The sequence below is a fragment of the Allobosea sp. LjRoot90 genome (assembly GCF_964254315.1).
In the GTDB taxonomy this organism is placed as follows: Bacteria; Pseudomonadota; Alphaproteobacteria; order Rhizobiales; family Beijerinckiaceae; genus Allobosea.
This window is the reverse complement of record NZ_CAXUTF020000001.1, coordinates 493974-508535: the sequence shown is the minus strand read 5'-3', so window position 1 is coordinate 508535 and position 14562 is coordinate 493974. Positions and strand designations below refer to the sequence as shown.

The 14562-nt window shown below is 66.2% G+C and carries 17 protein-coding genes; 7 read left to right on the top strand and 10 right to left on the bottom strand.

Features of this window, described 5'->3' with window-relative positions:
• The first annotated feature begins 25 nt into the window (after positions 1-25).
• The 5 genes from ACSQ3M_RS02500 to ACSQ3M_RS02480 all read left to right on the top strand — a co-directional run bounded on the left by ACSQ3M_RS02500 (position 26) and on the right by ACSQ3M_RS02480 (position 3380).
• A complete protein-coding gene (locus tag ACSQ3M_RS02500) occupies positions 26-454 on the top strand; it encodes an HIT family protein (RefSeq protein WP_436148486.1) in 429 nt (142 codons plus the stop codon).
• A gap of 64 nt (positions 455-518) precedes the next feature.
• Positions 519-986, top strand: a complete 468-nt coding sequence (locus ACSQ3M_RS02495) for a carboxymuconolactone decarboxylase family protein (protein WP_436148485.1) — start codon at positions 519-521, stop codon at positions 984-986.
• 69 nt (positions 987-1055) lie between these two features.
• On the top strand, positions 1056-1529 hold the full coding sequence (locus ACSQ3M_RS02490; RefSeq protein WP_436148484.1) for a carboxymuconolactone decarboxylase family protein: 474 nt from the start codon (positions 1056-1058) through the stop codon (positions 1527-1529).
• A gap of 10 nt (positions 1530-1539) precedes the next feature.
• Positions 1540-2430: a sigma-70 family RNA polymerase sigma factor gene (locus ACSQ3M_RS02485; RefSeq protein WP_436148483.1), complete on the top strand. Its 891-nt coding sequence runs from the start codon at positions 1540-1542 to the stop codon at positions 2428-2430.
• 107 nt (positions 2431-2537) lie between these two features.
• Entirely contained in the window at positions 2538-3380 is an 843-nt protein-coding gene (locus ACSQ3M_RS02480) for a M48 family metallopeptidase (protein ID WP_436148482.1), read from the top strand.
• A 99-nt stretch (positions 3381-3479) separates the two neighbouring features.
• Here the strand turns inward: ACSQ3M_RS02480 and ACSQ3M_RS02475 are convergent, their stop codons facing one another.
• From ACSQ3M_RS02475 to ACSQ3M_RS02445, 7 genes are all read right to left on the bottom strand, one after another.
• Positions 3480-3836 carry an AzlD domain-containing protein gene (locus ACSQ3M_RS02475; protein WP_436148481.1) on the bottom strand — a complete coding sequence of 119 codons (357 nt, stop codon included), beginning with the start codon at positions 3834-3836 and terminating at the stop codon, positions 3480-3482.
• Positions 3833-4567, bottom strand: coding sequence for an AzlC family ABC transporter permease (locus ACSQ3M_RS02470; protein WP_436148480.1), 735 nt, complete (start codon positions 4565-4567; stop codon positions 3833-3835). The genes ACSQ3M_RS02475 and ACSQ3M_RS02470 overlap by 4 nt, the downstream gene beginning before the upstream one ends.
• A 174-nt stretch (positions 4568-4741) precedes the next feature.
• The gene (locus ACSQ3M_RS02465) at positions 4742-5017 is read right to left on the bottom strand and encodes a hypothetical protein (RefSeq protein WP_436148479.1); all 276 of its coding nucleotides are present in this window, start codon (positions 5015-5017) and stop codon (positions 4742-4744) included.
• A 4-nt stretch (positions 5018-5021) separates the two neighbouring features.
• Complete coding sequence (clpA, locus tag ACSQ3M_RS02460; protein ID WP_436148478.1) at positions 5022-7544, bottom strand: ATP-dependent Clp protease ATP-binding subunit ClpA; 2523 nt, start codon at positions 7542-7544, stop codon at positions 5022-5024.
• A 43-nt stretch (positions 7545-7587) separates the two neighbouring features.
• Positions 7588-7983, bottom strand: a complete 396-nt coding sequence (gene clpS / locus ACSQ3M_RS02455; protein WP_436148477.1) for an ATP-dependent Clp protease adapter ClpS — start codon at positions 7981-7983, stop codon at positions 7588-7590.
• A gap of 165 nt (positions 7984-8148) precedes the next feature.
• Positions 8149-9234, bottom strand: coding sequence for a Rieske 2Fe-2S domain-containing protein (locus tag ACSQ3M_RS02450; RefSeq protein ID WP_436148476.1), 1086 nt, complete (start codon positions 9232-9234; stop codon positions 8149-8151).
• 199 nt (positions 9235-9433) lie between these two features.
• Positions 9434-9778 (bottom strand): phasin family protein, encoded by a 345-nt coding sequence (locus tag ACSQ3M_RS02445; RefSeq protein ID WP_284170277.1) that lies wholly within the window; start codon positions 9776-9778, stop codon positions 9434-9436.
• 328 nt (positions 9779-10106) lie between these two features.
• Between ACSQ3M_RS02445 and ACSQ3M_RS02440 the strand changes: the two genes are divergently transcribed.
• Positions 10107-11786: a serine hydrolase gene (locus ACSQ3M_RS02440; protein ID WP_436148475.1), complete on the top strand. Its 1680-nt coding sequence runs from the start codon at positions 10107-10109 to the stop codon at positions 11784-11786.
• Between the two features lie 17 nt (positions 11787-11803).
• Here the strand turns inward: ACSQ3M_RS02440 and ACSQ3M_RS02435 are convergent, their stop codons facing one another.
• Positions 11804-12532, bottom strand: coding sequence for a DnaJ domain-containing protein (locus ACSQ3M_RS02435; protein WP_436149276.1), 729 nt, complete (start codon positions 12530-12532; stop codon positions 11804-11806).
• Positions 12532-13281, bottom strand: coding sequence for a VWA domain-containing protein (locus ACSQ3M_RS02430; protein ID WP_436148474.1), 750 nt, complete (start codon positions 13279-13281; stop codon positions 12532-12534). Before ACSQ3M_RS02430 ends, ACSQ3M_RS02435 begins: the two co-directional genes overlap by 1 nt.
• 87 nt (positions 13282-13368) lie before the next feature.
• On the opposite strand from ACSQ3M_RS02430, the gene panC reads away from it, so the two are divergent.
• Positions 13369-14217: a pantoate--beta-alanine ligase gene (gene panC, locus ACSQ3M_RS02425; RefSeq protein ID WP_436148473.1), complete on the top strand. Its 849-nt coding sequence runs from the start codon at positions 13369-13371 to the stop codon at positions 14215-14217.
• Positions 14218-14251: 34 nt separating this feature from the next.
• Here panC and ACSQ3M_RS02420 read toward each other — a convergent pair whose 3' ends face one another.
• A complete protein-coding gene (locus ACSQ3M_RS02420; protein WP_436148472.1) occupies positions 14252-14560 on the bottom strand; it encodes a hypothetical protein in 309 nt (102 codons plus the stop codon).
• Between the last annotated feature and the right edge of the window lie 2 nt (positions 14561-14562).

The following is a 14562-nucleotide window of genomic DNA, read 5'->3' as shown; positions in this document are numbered from 1 at the left end:
CCCCTCAACGACCGGAACCTGCGCGATGACCGCCTATGATCCCAATAACATCTTCGCCAAGATCCTGCGCGGCGAACTGCCGGCACACCGCGTCTATGAGGACGACCGGGCGCTTGCCTTCCTCGACATCATGCCGCGCGCGGCCGGCCACACGCTGGTCATCCCGAAGAATCCGGCCCGCAACCTCCTCGACATCGATCAGGGCGACCTCGGCTATGTCGCGGGAATCGCCCAGCGCATCGCCCGGGCGCAGATGGCCGCCTTCGCTGCCGACGGCATCACCGTGCAGCAGTTCAACGAGAGCGCCGGCGGCCAGGTCGTCTTCCATCTGCACGTCCACGTCATCCCGCGCCATGACGGCGTTACGATGAAGCCACCGGCCAGCGAGATGGCCAAGCCCGAGGATCTGGCGGCCGCCGCAGAAAAAATTCGGGCTGCGCTGAAAAATCTTTGAGGGGCATGTCACGCGGGCGCTGGCCGTCTCGTCCTGTCTTCATCACCACCCGATGGAGAGAACGATGACCCAGCGCCTCAATGGCTTCCAGACCGCCCCCGACGCCTACAAGGCCATGCTTGGCTTGCAGGACTATGTGAACCAGTCGAAGCTGGAGCACAGCCTGCTCGAACTGGTGAAGATCCGCGCCTCGCAGATCAACCGCTGCGCCTACTGCCTGCACATGCACATCGCCGATGCGCGCAAGGCCGGCGAGAGCGAGGTCCGCATCAACCTGCTCAGCGCCTGGGAGGAGTCGGAACTCTACACCCCGCGCGAGCGTGCCGTCCTGCGCTGGACCGAAGAGCTGACACGGCTCGTCGACCGCAGCCCCAGCGACGAGGCCTTCGCCGAATTGCGCGAGCACTTCGACGAAAAGGATTGCGTCGACCTCTCGGTCGCCATCGGCATGATCAATCTGTGGAACCGGATCAATTGCGGCTTCCGCACGCTGCATCCGAATGATCGTCGCCGCGAGAAGACCGCAGCCTGACGCTTCGCCGAACAGCCTGCTGGCTCGGTAGTCGCCGGGCCAGAATCGCCTCAGTCTGAAAGCCCCATTATGAGCAAGCGCCTCAACCCCTACACCACCGCCCCCGACACCATGAAGCCGATGATCGCGCTCGAAGCCACGATCAAGGAGAGCGGCCTCGAGCACAGCCTGATCCATCTCGTGAAGATGCGGGCATCGCAGATCAATGGCTGCGCCTATTGCCTGCACATGCATTCGGCCGATGCTATCAAGGAGGGTGAGAGCCCGGCCCGCCTCTTCCTGCTCGACGCCTGGCACGAGTCGGCGCTCTATTCGCCGCGCGAGCGCGCCGCTTTGGCCTGGACCGATGCGTTGACGCTGATCTCGCAGACGCATGCGCCCGACGAGGCCTATGACGAGGTGCTGCGCCATTTCAGCCCGGAGGAGATGGTGAAGCTCACTTTGCTGATCGGCACAATCAACACCTGGAACCGCATCGCGATCGGCTTCCGCACGAGCCATCCACATGACCGCCCGACCAAGGCCGAGACGACTGCGGCCTGAGACAAGCGCCATGACGAAAGCCCCGGACGATCTCTTCGAGACGCATCGCCGCTTCTTGACCCGCCTCGCCTATCGCATGCTCGGCTCGGTCAGCGATGCCGAGGACATCGTCCAGGAGGCCTGGCTGCGCTGGCGCGATGTGCCGCAGGGCGAGATCGAGGCGCCGCGCGCCTATCTCGCCCGCACCGTCACGCGGCTCTGCCTCGACCAGATGAAATCCGCCCGCAGCAAGCGCGAGTTCTATGTCGGCGCCTGGCTGCCGGAGCCCCTGGTCGAGGAGATCGGCGCGGCTGAATCCGACGTCGACACTCAGCTCGACGCGCCGATCGCACTGATGCTGGCACTGGAACGGCTGACGCCGCTTGAGCGCGCCGCCTTCCTGCTGCACGACATCTTCGATCTGGATTTCGCCGAGATCGCCCGCACCATCGATCGCAGCGAGAGCGCCTGCCGTCAGCTCGCCAAGCGCGCCCGCGAGCATGTCCGCATCGACATGCCGCCGCGCAACAAGGTCGAGCCCGCCGAGGCGAAGCGTTTCGTCGAGGCCTTCTTCAAGGCTGCTCACAAGGCCGACACCAGCGATCTGCAGACCTTGCTAGCGCAGGATGTCGCCTTCCACAGCGATGGCGGCGGCAAGGTGCTGGCGGTGCTCAATCCGCTGCACGGCATCGACCGCGTCTTGCGCTTCTTCGCCGGCATCGCCAGCAAGGTAGCCCACCTGCATAAGACGACCACCGTGTTCAGGCCGGTCATGATCAACGGCATGCCAGGCTATCTCAGCCTCGAACGCGGCGAGACCTTGCAGGCGACGACCCTCGACATCCGCGACGGGCGCGTCCACGCGATCTACGTCGTGCGCAATCCCGACAAGCTCCGGCACATCTCGCTGACGGCGGGCTAGGGTACTCCCAACACTCTACCCCGTTCGCGCTCCGGACGCGATTATGGCTCAAATGTGGGCAAGGCAACCTGGCTAGCTGATTTGCATCCGCACAGGAGCCTTGCGCAATGAATTTTGATATTTCCCAAGTTAAGCACCCAAAGGAAAAGCTCTACGGCAGCATCATGCTCGTCGTCGGAACCCTGATCTGGGTTCTGGTCGTCGGTTTCATCGCCCTGAGCCTGCTCCGCGGCCAGCTCCATGCCGCGATGCTCGCCCTGATTTACTTTTTCACCTTCTGGCTGATGTCCTATTGGGCGCGCGCCCTCACCCGCGCCTACATGATCGGCCATTTCGTCATGGTCGGGCCCGACCAGTTCCCGCATCTCCACCGCATGGTCGAGGATGGCGCCCGCGCGCTCGGCCTGCGCGAGATCCCGCAGACCTTCGTCTACAACTCCAGCGGCGTCCTGAACGCGATGGCGCTGCGCCTCGTCGGCCGCCAGCGCTATATCTGGCTGACCTCGGCCCTGCTCGACGCCGACAATGACGAGCAGGTCCGCTTCGTCATCGGCCATGAACTCGGCCACCATGTCGCCGGCCATCTCGACGAGCCCTGGAGCTATCTGCGTCTCCCCGGCCACATCATCCCGTTCCTCGGCGCCGCCTATTCCCGTGGCCGCGAGCTGACCTGCGACCGCATCGGCGCCTTCGTCGCCCGCGATCTGCAGGCTGCCCGGACCGGCTTGCAGATGCTGGCCTGCGGCAGCGCCAAGCTGAACGCCCAGATGAACCCCGACGCCTTCCAGAAGCAGGAGCTGATGGTTCCGGGCATCGCCGGCTTCTTCCTGAAGATCGTCTCGCATTATCCGCGCCACACCCGCCGCGTCGAGGCGGTGACGCAATGGTCCAAGACGCAGCCGGCGACCAACCCGTCAGTGCGCCCGAGCTTCGCACCGCGACCGGCATAAGGTCGCCGCGGGCAGCATCGACGCATCACCGAACCGGCGCCTTCTGGCGCCGGTTTTCGTATGAGCACGGTCAGTGATTTCCGGGCATTGTCTCGGCTTTCAGCCGAGCCACACGGCACCGCCGATCAGCACCGTTTCACCGATGACCACCGCCAGCATGACCTTGCGCCGGTCGATCAGCACAACCGTCACGGCGACGGCGAGCGCCGCCAGCCTGACCGCGAGCGGCACGCCGGCAAGCGCGCCCGGCGCCGCCAGCACCAGCTTGGCCACCACCCCGGCGAGCAACGCCGTCGCGACCAACCTCACCCATTCGAGCCAGGGCGAGTTCTCGTCGAGCCGGCGCGCGAAGATGACGGCGAGCCAGCGCCAGATCTCGGTCGGCAGCACCGCGAACAGGAAAAGCGCGAGATAGGGCCACCACGGCCCATCGAGAAAGGCGATCGGCTGCGTCATCCGCCCGCCTTCGGCGCCTTGCGCCAACGCTGCACGAGGAAGGCGATGCTGCCGCCGATGACACCGCTGGCGATCAGGTCGAAGCCGCCGCCGACCGCCCAGCTCGCCACCGGCGCGAGCCCGAGGCCGAGCCCGATCGCGATCATGTCGCCCAGGCCGCGGATGCCTGATGTCATCGAGCACAGGAAGAAGATCGGCGTCAGACAGAGCAGCCCTGCGGCGACCGGCGCCGGCACCACACCGGCGAGGTGAAAGCCCGCATAGGTGCAAAGCGAGCTCGCGAGGATCAACGCATTGGCGAAGCCGAGGAAATAGCCGACCCGCTGTTCAGGCGGGATATGCGGCAGCCGCCGGAGCGCTTCGACCCAGGCGGTGACCGCAACGAAATGGGCGAGCAGCATCTGCTGCGCTACGCCTTGCCCTGGCCGGCGCAGCAGCGGCAACAGCGCCACCGTCATCGGCAGGAAGCGCAGCGAGGCGAAGCCGATGGCGAGCGCGATCGCGCTCCAGGCGGCTCCAGCCGCGATCGAGGCGAAGAACAGCACCTGGGACGGGCCGGCCCAGACCAGGATCGTCGAGAGCACGGCGGCCTCGACCGGGTAGCCGACATCGCGTGCCAACGAGCCGACACCCATCAGCGAAAGCCCGACCACCCAGGCCGGCAGCATCAGCGCGTCACGAAAACCGCGGGCCCATGGTCGCAGCCATTGATTGCGGGTCGCCTGGCTCATAGCGCCGCGCCCGGCCCATGCCAGGTCATCAACATCAGCCCGGCATTGGCGAAACGAGTCATTGAGCGGCAGTCGGCAGGAACACGAAACACTCTGCCTGCCGGTTAGCGCATCACGTCAGGTGCATGACAGCCATCGGGCCGCGCGTCCGCCCTGCATCCGACGCAAGCCGGATCAGAAGCTCTTCATCGCCAGTCCCATCAGCTCATTCCCGAAGTCGACGATCTCCTTCGGAACACCGCCGACGGCGCGATAGCCGAGCCAGAGCAGATAGAGGAAGGCCGGAACCAGGATCCAGCCCAGCACCTCCTCGAATACGACGCGTCGCCGGCGGCGGCGCGCCCGCTTCTCGAACCAGCCGAGCTTCTCTTTCGGCGCCGGTGCCGCCGCTTGCGCGGCGACCTCCTCGTCCTGTGCCCAGGCGCTGGCGGGCTTGCGTTTGAAAAACACCGGATCAGGCCTTGGTCAGCGGAACTTTCGGCACGGTGCGCACGCTCCGCACCGCTTTGGGCGCCTCGATCGGAGCATCCGGCTTCGGGCCACGCTTCGAACTGCCGGACGTGGCCGCCTTGGCCTTGCCCGGCGTCTTGCCCAGCCCCGCCCGCGGCTTGCGCGTGCGCTTCTCGGCCGCGGCGGCGACATCCTTCTCCGGCTTGGGCTTGACCGGCCCGTCGGGGAATTCGAGGCCGAGAACCTTGATACCGGTCTCGGACTGGATGACCACGACCTTGACCGCGCCGCCATTCTTCAGCCGGCCGAACAGCACCTCGTCGGCGAGCGGCGTCTTGATCGTCTGCTGGATCAGGCGGGCCATCGGCCGGGCCCCCATCGCCTCGTCATAGCCGTTCTCGACCAGCCATTCGCGCGCCTCGTCCGAGAGCTCGATGGTGACGTTGCGGTCGGCGAGCTGGGCTTCGAGCTGCAGCACGAACTTGTCGACGACGCGGGCCACGACCGTCTTCGGCAGATGGCCGAAGGAGATCGTCGCGTCGAGCCTGTTGCGGAACTCCGGCGCGAACAGCCTGTTGATCGCCTCGGTGTCGTCGCCCTCACGCTTCTGGCGGGTGAAGCCATAGGCGTTCTTGGCCATGTCGGCCGCTCCAGCGTTGGTGGTCATGATCAGGATGACGTTCCTGAAATCGACCTGCTTGCCGTTGTTGTCGGTCAGCTTGCCGTGGTCCATCACCTGCAGGAGGATGTTGAACAGGTCGGGATGGGCCTTCTCGATCTCGTCGAGCAGCAGCACCGAATGCGGGTGCTGGTCGACCTGATCGGTCAGCAGCCCGCCCTGGTCGAAGCCGACATAGCCGGGAGGCGCGCCGATCAGCCGCGAGACGGTGTGGCGCTCCATGTACTCCGACATGTCGAAGCGGATCAGCTCGACGCCGAGCGACGAGGCGAGCTGGCGCGCGACCTCGGTCTTGCCGACGCCGGTCGGGCCGGCGAACAGGTAGCAGCCGATCGGCTTCTCGCCGTCGCGCAGGCCGGCACGGGCCAGCTTGATCGAGGAGGATAGCGCCTCGATCGCCTTCTCCTGGCCGTAGACCGTGCGCTTCAGCGTGGTCTCGAGATTGCGCAGTACCTCGGCATCGTCCTTGGAGACGGTCTTGGCCGGGATGCGCGCCATCGTCGCGACCGCCGCCTCGATCTCCTTGACGCCGATCGTCTTCTTGCGCTTGGCCTCGGTCACCAGCATCTGCGAGGCGCCGGTCTCGTCGATCACGTCGATCGCCTTGTCCGGCAACTTGCGATCATGGATGTAGCGGGCCGACAATTCCACCGCCGCCTTGATGGCGTCGTTGGTGTAGCGCAGCTTGTGGAACTCCTCGAAATAGGGCTTCAGCCCCTTCAGGATCTCGATCGTATCCGGCACCGACGGCTCGTTGACGTCGATCTTCTGGAAGCGGCGAACCAGCGCCCGGTCCTTCTCGAAATACTGGCGGTATTCCTTGTAGGTGGTCGAGCCGATGCAGCGCAGCCCGCCCGAGGCCAGCGCCGGCTTCAGCAGGTTCGAGGCGTCCATCGCCCCGCCCGAGGTCGCACCGGCGCCGATCACCGTGTGGATCTCGTCGATGAACATGATCGCCTTGGGATGGGCCTCGATCTCCTTCATCACCTGCTTGAGGCGTTCTTCGAAGTCGCCGCGATAGCGCGTGCCGGCGAGCAGCGTGCCCATGTCGAGCGAGAAGACGGTCGCGTCCTCCAGCACCTCGGGGACCTCGCCGCGCACGATCTTGAGGGCAAGGCCCTCGGCGATCGCCGTCTTGCCGACGCCGGGGTCGCCGACCAGCAACGGGTTGTTCTTCTGCCGGCGGCAGAGGATCTGGATGGTGCGCTGCACCTCGGCCTCGCGGCCGATCAGCGGATCGATGCGCCCGTCCCTCGCCTTGCGGTTGAGGTTGACGCAGTAAGCGTCGAGTGCGCTTTCCTTTTTCTTCTTGTCCTTGTCGGCGTCATTGCCGGAATCGGAGCGCTGCTCGCGCTGCTGCTCAGGCTCCTCCTCGGCGCCGCGCACCGGCCGGCTCTCGCCGGCGCCGGGGCGCTTGGCGATGCCGTGGCTGATGTAGTTGACCGCGTCGTAGCGGGTCATGTCCTGCTCCTGCAGGAAATAGGCGGCGTGGCTCTCGCGCTCGGCGAACATCGCGACGAGCACGTTGGCCCCGGTCACCTCCTCACGGCCCGACGACTGGACATGGATCACCGCGCGCTGGATCACGCGCTGGAAGCCGGCGGTCGGCTTGGAATCGTCGCGTCCGTCGGTGACGAGGTTGGTCAGCTCCGCGTCGATATAGTCGACGAGGTTGCGACGCAGCGTGTCGAGATCGACGCTGCAGGCCCGCATCACCGCGGCGGCGTCCTGGTCGTCGACCAGCGCCAGCAGCAGATGCTCCAATGTCGCATATTCATGGTGGCGTTCATTGGCGAGCGCGAGGGCTCGATGAAGCGCCTGTTCGAGGCTGCGCGAGAAGCTCGGCAAGGTCAGCGCTCCCAATCCAGTTTCGAGAGGATGATGTTCAAAGCTACTTTTTCTCCATCACGCATTGCAGCGGATGCATGTGCTTACGGGCGAGGTCCATCACCAGGGTGACCTTGGTCTCGGCGACCTCGTAGGTGAAGACGCCGCATTCGCCGACGCCGTTCTGGTGGACATGCATCATGATGCGGGTCGCCTCGGCCCGGTCCTTGTTGAAGAACCGTTCCAGGACATGCACCACGAACTCCATCGGCGTGTAATCGTCGTTGAGGATCAGCACGCGATAGAGGTTTGGCTTGCGCGTCCGGGTCCGGGTCAGAACGGCGGTGCCGGTCCGATCGCCATCGGTCGGGGACGATGGCGCACGCGGCTTCGAGGCCAGTCGCGGCGCGATGCCGGCTGGCAGGTCCTGTTCGATTGGCGTGGTGACTGCGTGGCTCAAGGTGTCCGTCCCGAAGGCTGACCTCAAGATAGTGCTTCGCTCATGAATTTACAGACGTCGCCACGGCTCCGCCAGCCCGTTGCGACCGCAGGTCACAAAGAAGTGCCGCCGCGAGCCCTGTGAGAGCCCGCCAACGGGACGATCGAGGTGGATTTCCGTGCGGCGTCAGGTGCGCCAGCGTAGCCGTTCTGGCGCGAGCGTGTTGCTGAACGCCTTCCCTTCATGGCGGGCAGCGGCATAATCCCGCTTCAGGCGGAAATACCATTGCCCCAGCCGGTCGGCCTGGCCGAGCAGCAGCATGGTCGGCTTGCGCTCCAGTCCCTGCTGAGCCAGTTCGAGAATCCGCTGGTCCTGCCGCAGGAAGGCGCGCCCGGCCCATCCGATCAGCGGCGCGAGCGGCATGAGCTGCGGCAGGTCCGAGAGCAGCACATTGGTGAGCAGCGTCCGGCGCGCATCGATCGGCGTGGCAAAGGTCGCGTTGACGATCGAGCGCTCGCCCATGCGGATGCGCTCGATCCGCTGGCCCGGCAGCAGGAAATCGACCTCGGTCTGTGGCCGCCCAAGCAGGCGGTAGCCACGCGAGTTCGCCGCCGCCTTGTGCGCCTTCATCCGGAAGCCGAAGGGAAGCGGCTCGAAATCCTTGACCTTTTCCCGTGCCGTCGCCGTCGGCCGCCACCACCAGGAGTTATGGACATAACCGACATGGCCCGGGTCGATCAGGCTGAGCACGCACAGATCGTAGGACGCCTCGACCAGGACCGATACCGCAACCCGGCAGCGAGTCGCACCCGCCAGGGTCAGCGCCGGCACCGGCGGCGCCTCGGCCAGCCCTGCGCCTAGATAGAGCCAGATGATGCCGTCGCTCTCGCGGACCGGGAATTCGCCGACCTTGACCTGGCCGGGATCGGTGACGTCGCCGTCGACCAGCGTCGGCATCGCCTGGCAGCGGCCATCGGCGCCGAAGCGCCAGCCATGGAAGGGACAGGTGATCGCGGTGCCGTCGAACTGACCTTCCGACAGTGGCGCACCGCGATGGGGACAGCGGTCGCGCAAGGCGAAAAGCCGGCCGGCCTTGGTGCGGCCGATCACGATCTGATCGCCGAGGACCGTCACGCTCGCCATCGCGCCCAGCGCCAGGCTGCCGGCGCTCCGGGCGCAGTACCAGGCTTCCCGGGGCGGCTCGCGAAACTCGCTCGCCGGAGGCGCCTCTGCAGAGGCCCGTGCGTCTCCGGTCGTCGTCGAACTGCTCATTGCGGCATCTGGCTCCAGCCTTCGCCGCCTGTGGGCTGCGACGGCTGCAAGCAGCCGGCCGCCAGTTGCAAGAGCATTGCCGGGAAGGACACTCGGCCTGGATCATGGCCACAAATGCAAAGAAGCCCGGCCAAGGCCGGGCTTCTCGAAATCGTCTGACAATCAGCTGCGGTCGACCGAAGTCAGCCGCTTGCCGAAATCACTTGGCGGCGGTCGGGACGGCCTTGGCGACGATGCCTTCGAACGGCTTGTAGGCGTCCTTGGCGATCGCGGCATAGAGCTCGCCGATCTTGGTGACCTGGGCGACATAGCCCTCGAAAGCGGTCTTGACGTAGTCCGACTGGATCTCGATCGCCTTGTCGAGCGTCTTGACGCCCGAAAGCTTCTCGATCGTGGCCGTGCCGGCCTCGAACGACTTCTTGGCGTAGTCGGTCGCCTCGACGGCGAGAGCCTGCACGCCCTTCGAGGTGGCGCCGAACGCCTTCAGGGCCGCATCGACGTTTTCTTTGGAAGCCTTCTGGATGGTCTCGAACTGCTGGATCATCGTTTCCTCCGACGCTCGCGGGCGCCGCCTCTGGTGACGAGCCGAAATGGCCCGGGTTCCGTGCCCCCAAGGTCAGATGAAAGAGATCCATCACCGGGGCGCTTCCTGATATTGTGCACCGCAACATAAAAGTCAAGCTCACGCTGCAATGCACCAAACGCAGATCCCCCCAGCGTGCATCGGCGACGGTTTGCAACCGGACAGATTCAAAGCGAGCTTTTGGCGCTTAACTCCTCCGTAACCGCATCAACCTAACCTCCTCTCCTGTGTCCTTCGCGCCACGCTGCAAAGCCTGCGACGGACGGGTGGGTGAGTTGAGGCGAGTTGCATGGCTTTTGGTTGCGTTGGTTCCCGGCGCGGGCGCTGGCTCGCGTTCATCGGGCTGGTGAGTGTTGCTGCCGTTGCGCTGACTGCGACGGTCTCGCCCGCAGAGGCGGCCCGCAAGAAGCGGCGCCATGTCTCGGGCGGCTACGCCCCGCCCTATGCGGCGATGGTCGTCGACGCCAAGAGCGGCCGCACCCTGCACGCCGTCAACGAGGATGCGCCGCGCATCCCGGCCTCGCTCACCAAGGTCATGACGCTCTACATGCTGTTCGAGCAGATGGAGCGCGGCCGCTTCACCATGAACTCCGAGCTCAAGGTCTCGTCCTACGCCGCCTCGCAGCCGCCGACCAAGCTCGGCCTGCGCGCCGGCTCGACCATCGAGGTCGAGGACGCGATCAAGAGCATGATCACCCTCTCGGCCAACGACTCCTCCGTCGTGGTCGCCGAAGCCATCGCCGGCTCGGAGGACGCCTTCGCCGAACAGATGACGCGCAAGGCGCGCTCGCTCGGTATGGATTCGACCCGCTTCTACAACCCGCACGGCTTGCCGAACTCGCCGCCGAATATCACCACGGCACGCGATCTCACCATCCTAGCACGGGCGATCCAGGAGCGTTTTCCGCGATACTTCCCGCTCTTCCAGATGCGCTCCTTCCAGTACGGCTCCCGCACCATTCGCGGGCATAATCGCCTGCTCGGCCGCATCGAGGGCGTCGACGGCATCAAGACCGGCTACACCCGCGCCTCGGGTTTCAACCTGATGACCTCGGCCAAGGCCGAAGGCCGTCAGATCGTCTCGATCGTGCTTGGCGGCCGCTCCGGCGCGGCGCGCGACAAGATCATGTCCGATCTCGTCCTCGCCAGCCTGCCGCGCGCCGCCACCGGCGGCCGCAGCGCCCCGATGATCGCCGAGGCTTCAGAGCCGCAGCAGGAGCGCTACCGCGCGCCCGCCCCGGCGCCTACCCCCGAGCCGCCGGCTCGCCCGGCTGTCATCGCCCAGGCGCCTGAGCCTGCCCCGGCTCCCGCCCCGCTCCCGGTGCCGCGTCCGCGCGCCGAGCCCGACGTGCCGCCCGCCGCCCGCGCCTATGCCGCAACGACGACGACCGCGCAGATCGCCCCGCCGCGTGCGCTCAGCGGCAGCGCCCAGGCGCTCGCCCTCTCCAATATGCGCCCGGTCGCGGCGACCACGACACCGTCCGCCATGCGCTGGTCGATCGGCGCCCCCGCGGCCGAGGGCAAGGTCCTGCGCCCGCCGGCGAATGTCGATGTCACCTCCTCGATCGCCAAGCTGGCTGAGCCCGCGGACAAGGACGAGGTCCAGCCCATGCCGAAGAAGCACGAAGCCCGCCTGCCCGAGCCGGCGCCGCTGCCGGTCAAGGTCGCGCAGGCTGCCGCCAAGGCTCCCGAAAGCAAGCCAGCCGAGAAGACCGTCATTGCCTCGAAATGGCTGATCCAGCTCGGCGCCACCGACGACGAGGCCAAGGCCAAGGACATCCTGACCCGGGCCCGCGCCAAGGCCTCCGGCTCGCTCGCCGACGCCTCCGGTTTCACCGAGAAGGTCGAGAAGGGCGGCGCCACCCTGTTCCGCGCCCGCTTCGCCGGCTTCGAGGAGTCCAAGGACGCCGAGAAGGCCTGCGCCCAGCTCAAGCGCGGCGGCTTTGCCTGCTTCGCGACCCGCAGCTGATTGGTCGGGAAAGGAGATCAGCCATGCTTTTTCAGCAAGGTATCCTTGGCCTGGTTGACCCGAACGGCAAGCCCGCTAGTGCCGCCGGCATCCGGATGGATGCGCTTCATCAGGCCCCGATGGGCATCGCGGATCGCCTCCTGGCTCGCCCCCGGCTGAAGCCCCAGGATCTCGTAGGCCTCCTCGTCCGTCATCGCGCCCGTGCGCGTCGGGCCGCGCTGCCCCGCGTCACGGTGACCATCAGCGTCTTCACGCCAGCCGGGCGCCCGGCGGTCGAGATATGCCTCTAGCAGGCGCGCCCCGTCGGGATCCCCGGCGAGGCATTCGCGCAGCAGCGCGCTGAGTTCGGCGGGCGTCAGCTCGTCGAGATCGCGGCCGGCGAAGGCGCCGGCCAGAACTTTGCCCTTGATGCCGCCGCTGTCATGGTCGAGCTCCATGTCGAGCATCGCGGATGCGACCTTGGAACGGCCGGCCGAGCCGCCGGTCCCGCCCCAATCCTTCGCCCAATCCGGCATCTTGAGTCCGCCGGGACCATAGGCGCTCCAGCCGAGCAGCCAGGCTCCGAGCCCGCCGAGGAAGATCGCCATATCCGCCCGGCCGCGCATCATCAGCAACGCCGCGACGCCGAGTGAAAGAGTCCCGCCGACGACCTTGCCGAACCTGACCAGCTTCTTCGGATCGGCCCCGGCGAAGAACTTGGCCACCCACCAGATCAGGATCAGCGTGGCGACGCCATAGAGCAACATCACGGCTTGCGGCCCTCCATCGCCGTGAGCAGTCTCTGCGCCGCGACACTCTGCCCGGCGAGCTTCACCAATGCCTCGCGCCCACCGCTGGCATAGGCTGCCGCACTGCGCAGGAGCTCGAGCAGCGAGTTCGGCGCATTGACGTCGAAGCGGGCATGGGCGCCACCGGTCAGGCGCGCGATCTCGGCGAAGGCGGCGCTGGCGTCGGGATCTGCGCCTTCCTGGAAGACGAAGCCCTTGATGCCACGCAGGCCGAGTTCGCCGGCGAGCGCGCAGAGCCGGTCGACATCCTCCTCCATCGCATCGCCGACATAGACGAAGGCGCGGATCGGCACCCGCCGCTCCTCGTCGCGGACATGCTTGAGCACGCGGGCGATCTGCGTCTGCCCGCCGCGACAATCGATCCGGTTCATCAGCCCGGTCAGGCGCTGCGGCTCGCCGAGCCAGCCCGAGGCGCGGCATTCGTCAAAGCCGCGGAAATAGATGAGCTGCACCGCGAGCCCACCGGTTTTGGCGGCGACCTCGAACATCTGCCCCTGCAGCGAACAGGCCAGATCCCAACTCGGCTGCCGGCTCATCGTCGCGTCGAGCGCAAAAACGAGCCGCCCGGCCTGCCCGGTCGCGAGCGGAGCAAGCTGGGTGGCCGCGGTGAGGAAGCGGTCGATCTCGCCGGGCTTGGAGCGTGCAGCGTTCTCGGCCGGGCGCGTTTCGCCCGCCTTGCCCACTGCCTTGCCGTCTTCGCGTGTCATGCCATCCGCCGGGATTCGCTCATTCGGAAGATATTGGCCGCGGCGCCGGCATTTGCTACCCGTCCCGCAGCCTTCGGGAGGATCACCATGTCACAAGTTGCGGTTTTCGAGACGGTCAAGGCGATGCGCGAGGCCGTCGCGTCCTGGCACGCTGCCGGCGAGAAGGTCGCGCTGGTGCCGACCATGGGCGCGTTGCACGAAGGCCATATCGCGCTCGTGACCGAGGCGCAGAAGCACGCCCGCCACGTCATCGTCTCGATTTTCGTTAACCCGACGCAGTTCGCCCCACATGAAGACTTCAAGAAATACCCGCGCACCTTCGATAGCGACCGCGCCCAGCTCGAAGCGGTCGGCACCGATGCGATCTACTTCCCCGCCGTCGAGGAGATGTACCCGCCCGGCTTCGCCAGCCGCGTGCTGCTGCTCGGCCCGGCCGCCGTCGGCCTGGACGATCGCTTCCGCCCGACGCATTTCGAAGGCGTGGCAACGGTTTGCTGCAAGCTCTTCACCCAGTCGCAAGCCGATTTCGCGGTCTTCGGCGAGAAGGACTATCAGCAGCTCAAGGTGGTGACGCGGATGGCCCGCGACCTCGATCTCGGCATCAAGATCGTGCCGCTCGCGACCTTCCGCGAGGCCGACGGCCTCGCAATGTCCTCGCGCAACCGCTACCTTTCGGCCGAGGAGCGCGCTCTGGCTCCGACTCTGCATAAGGTCATGCAGGCACTCGCCGTCCGCATCCGCAATGACGATCCGCTATTCCAGGCGGTCGCGGAAGCCCAGACCGAAATCATCACCGCCGGCTTCGAGCTCGACTATCTCGAAGCCCGCCATGCCGAGACATTGGCGCCGGTGACCTCGCGCGCCGACGGCCCGATCCGCCTGCTGATCGCGGCGCGGATCGGCGGGACGCGGCTGATCGACAATATCGGGGTGTGAGGATCAGCTGCTTAGTTGCGAACCGGCCTTTTCATCACCCCTCAGAGAGATCGGTCGTCGCAATCGCGCCAACCCCAAAAATATCTGACACCGGAAAGCCAGCGTACAGCTTCGCAGCGGCTGCCATATGGTTAGGGACATGAATCAAGAACGCGAGCAGCATGTCGTTGACCGCTGCTGGAGTGGACTCGTCTGGATTTTCACAGAACTTAACGTAGCGATGCAGGTCGTCGAGCCAATCGGTCATATGGAAGGCAACCTCTCGGGCCTCCTCTGGTGATCGCTCCATCTCATCGATGGCGACACATTCAATCTTTGCTCGAATTTTTTCGAGATCAAACATGT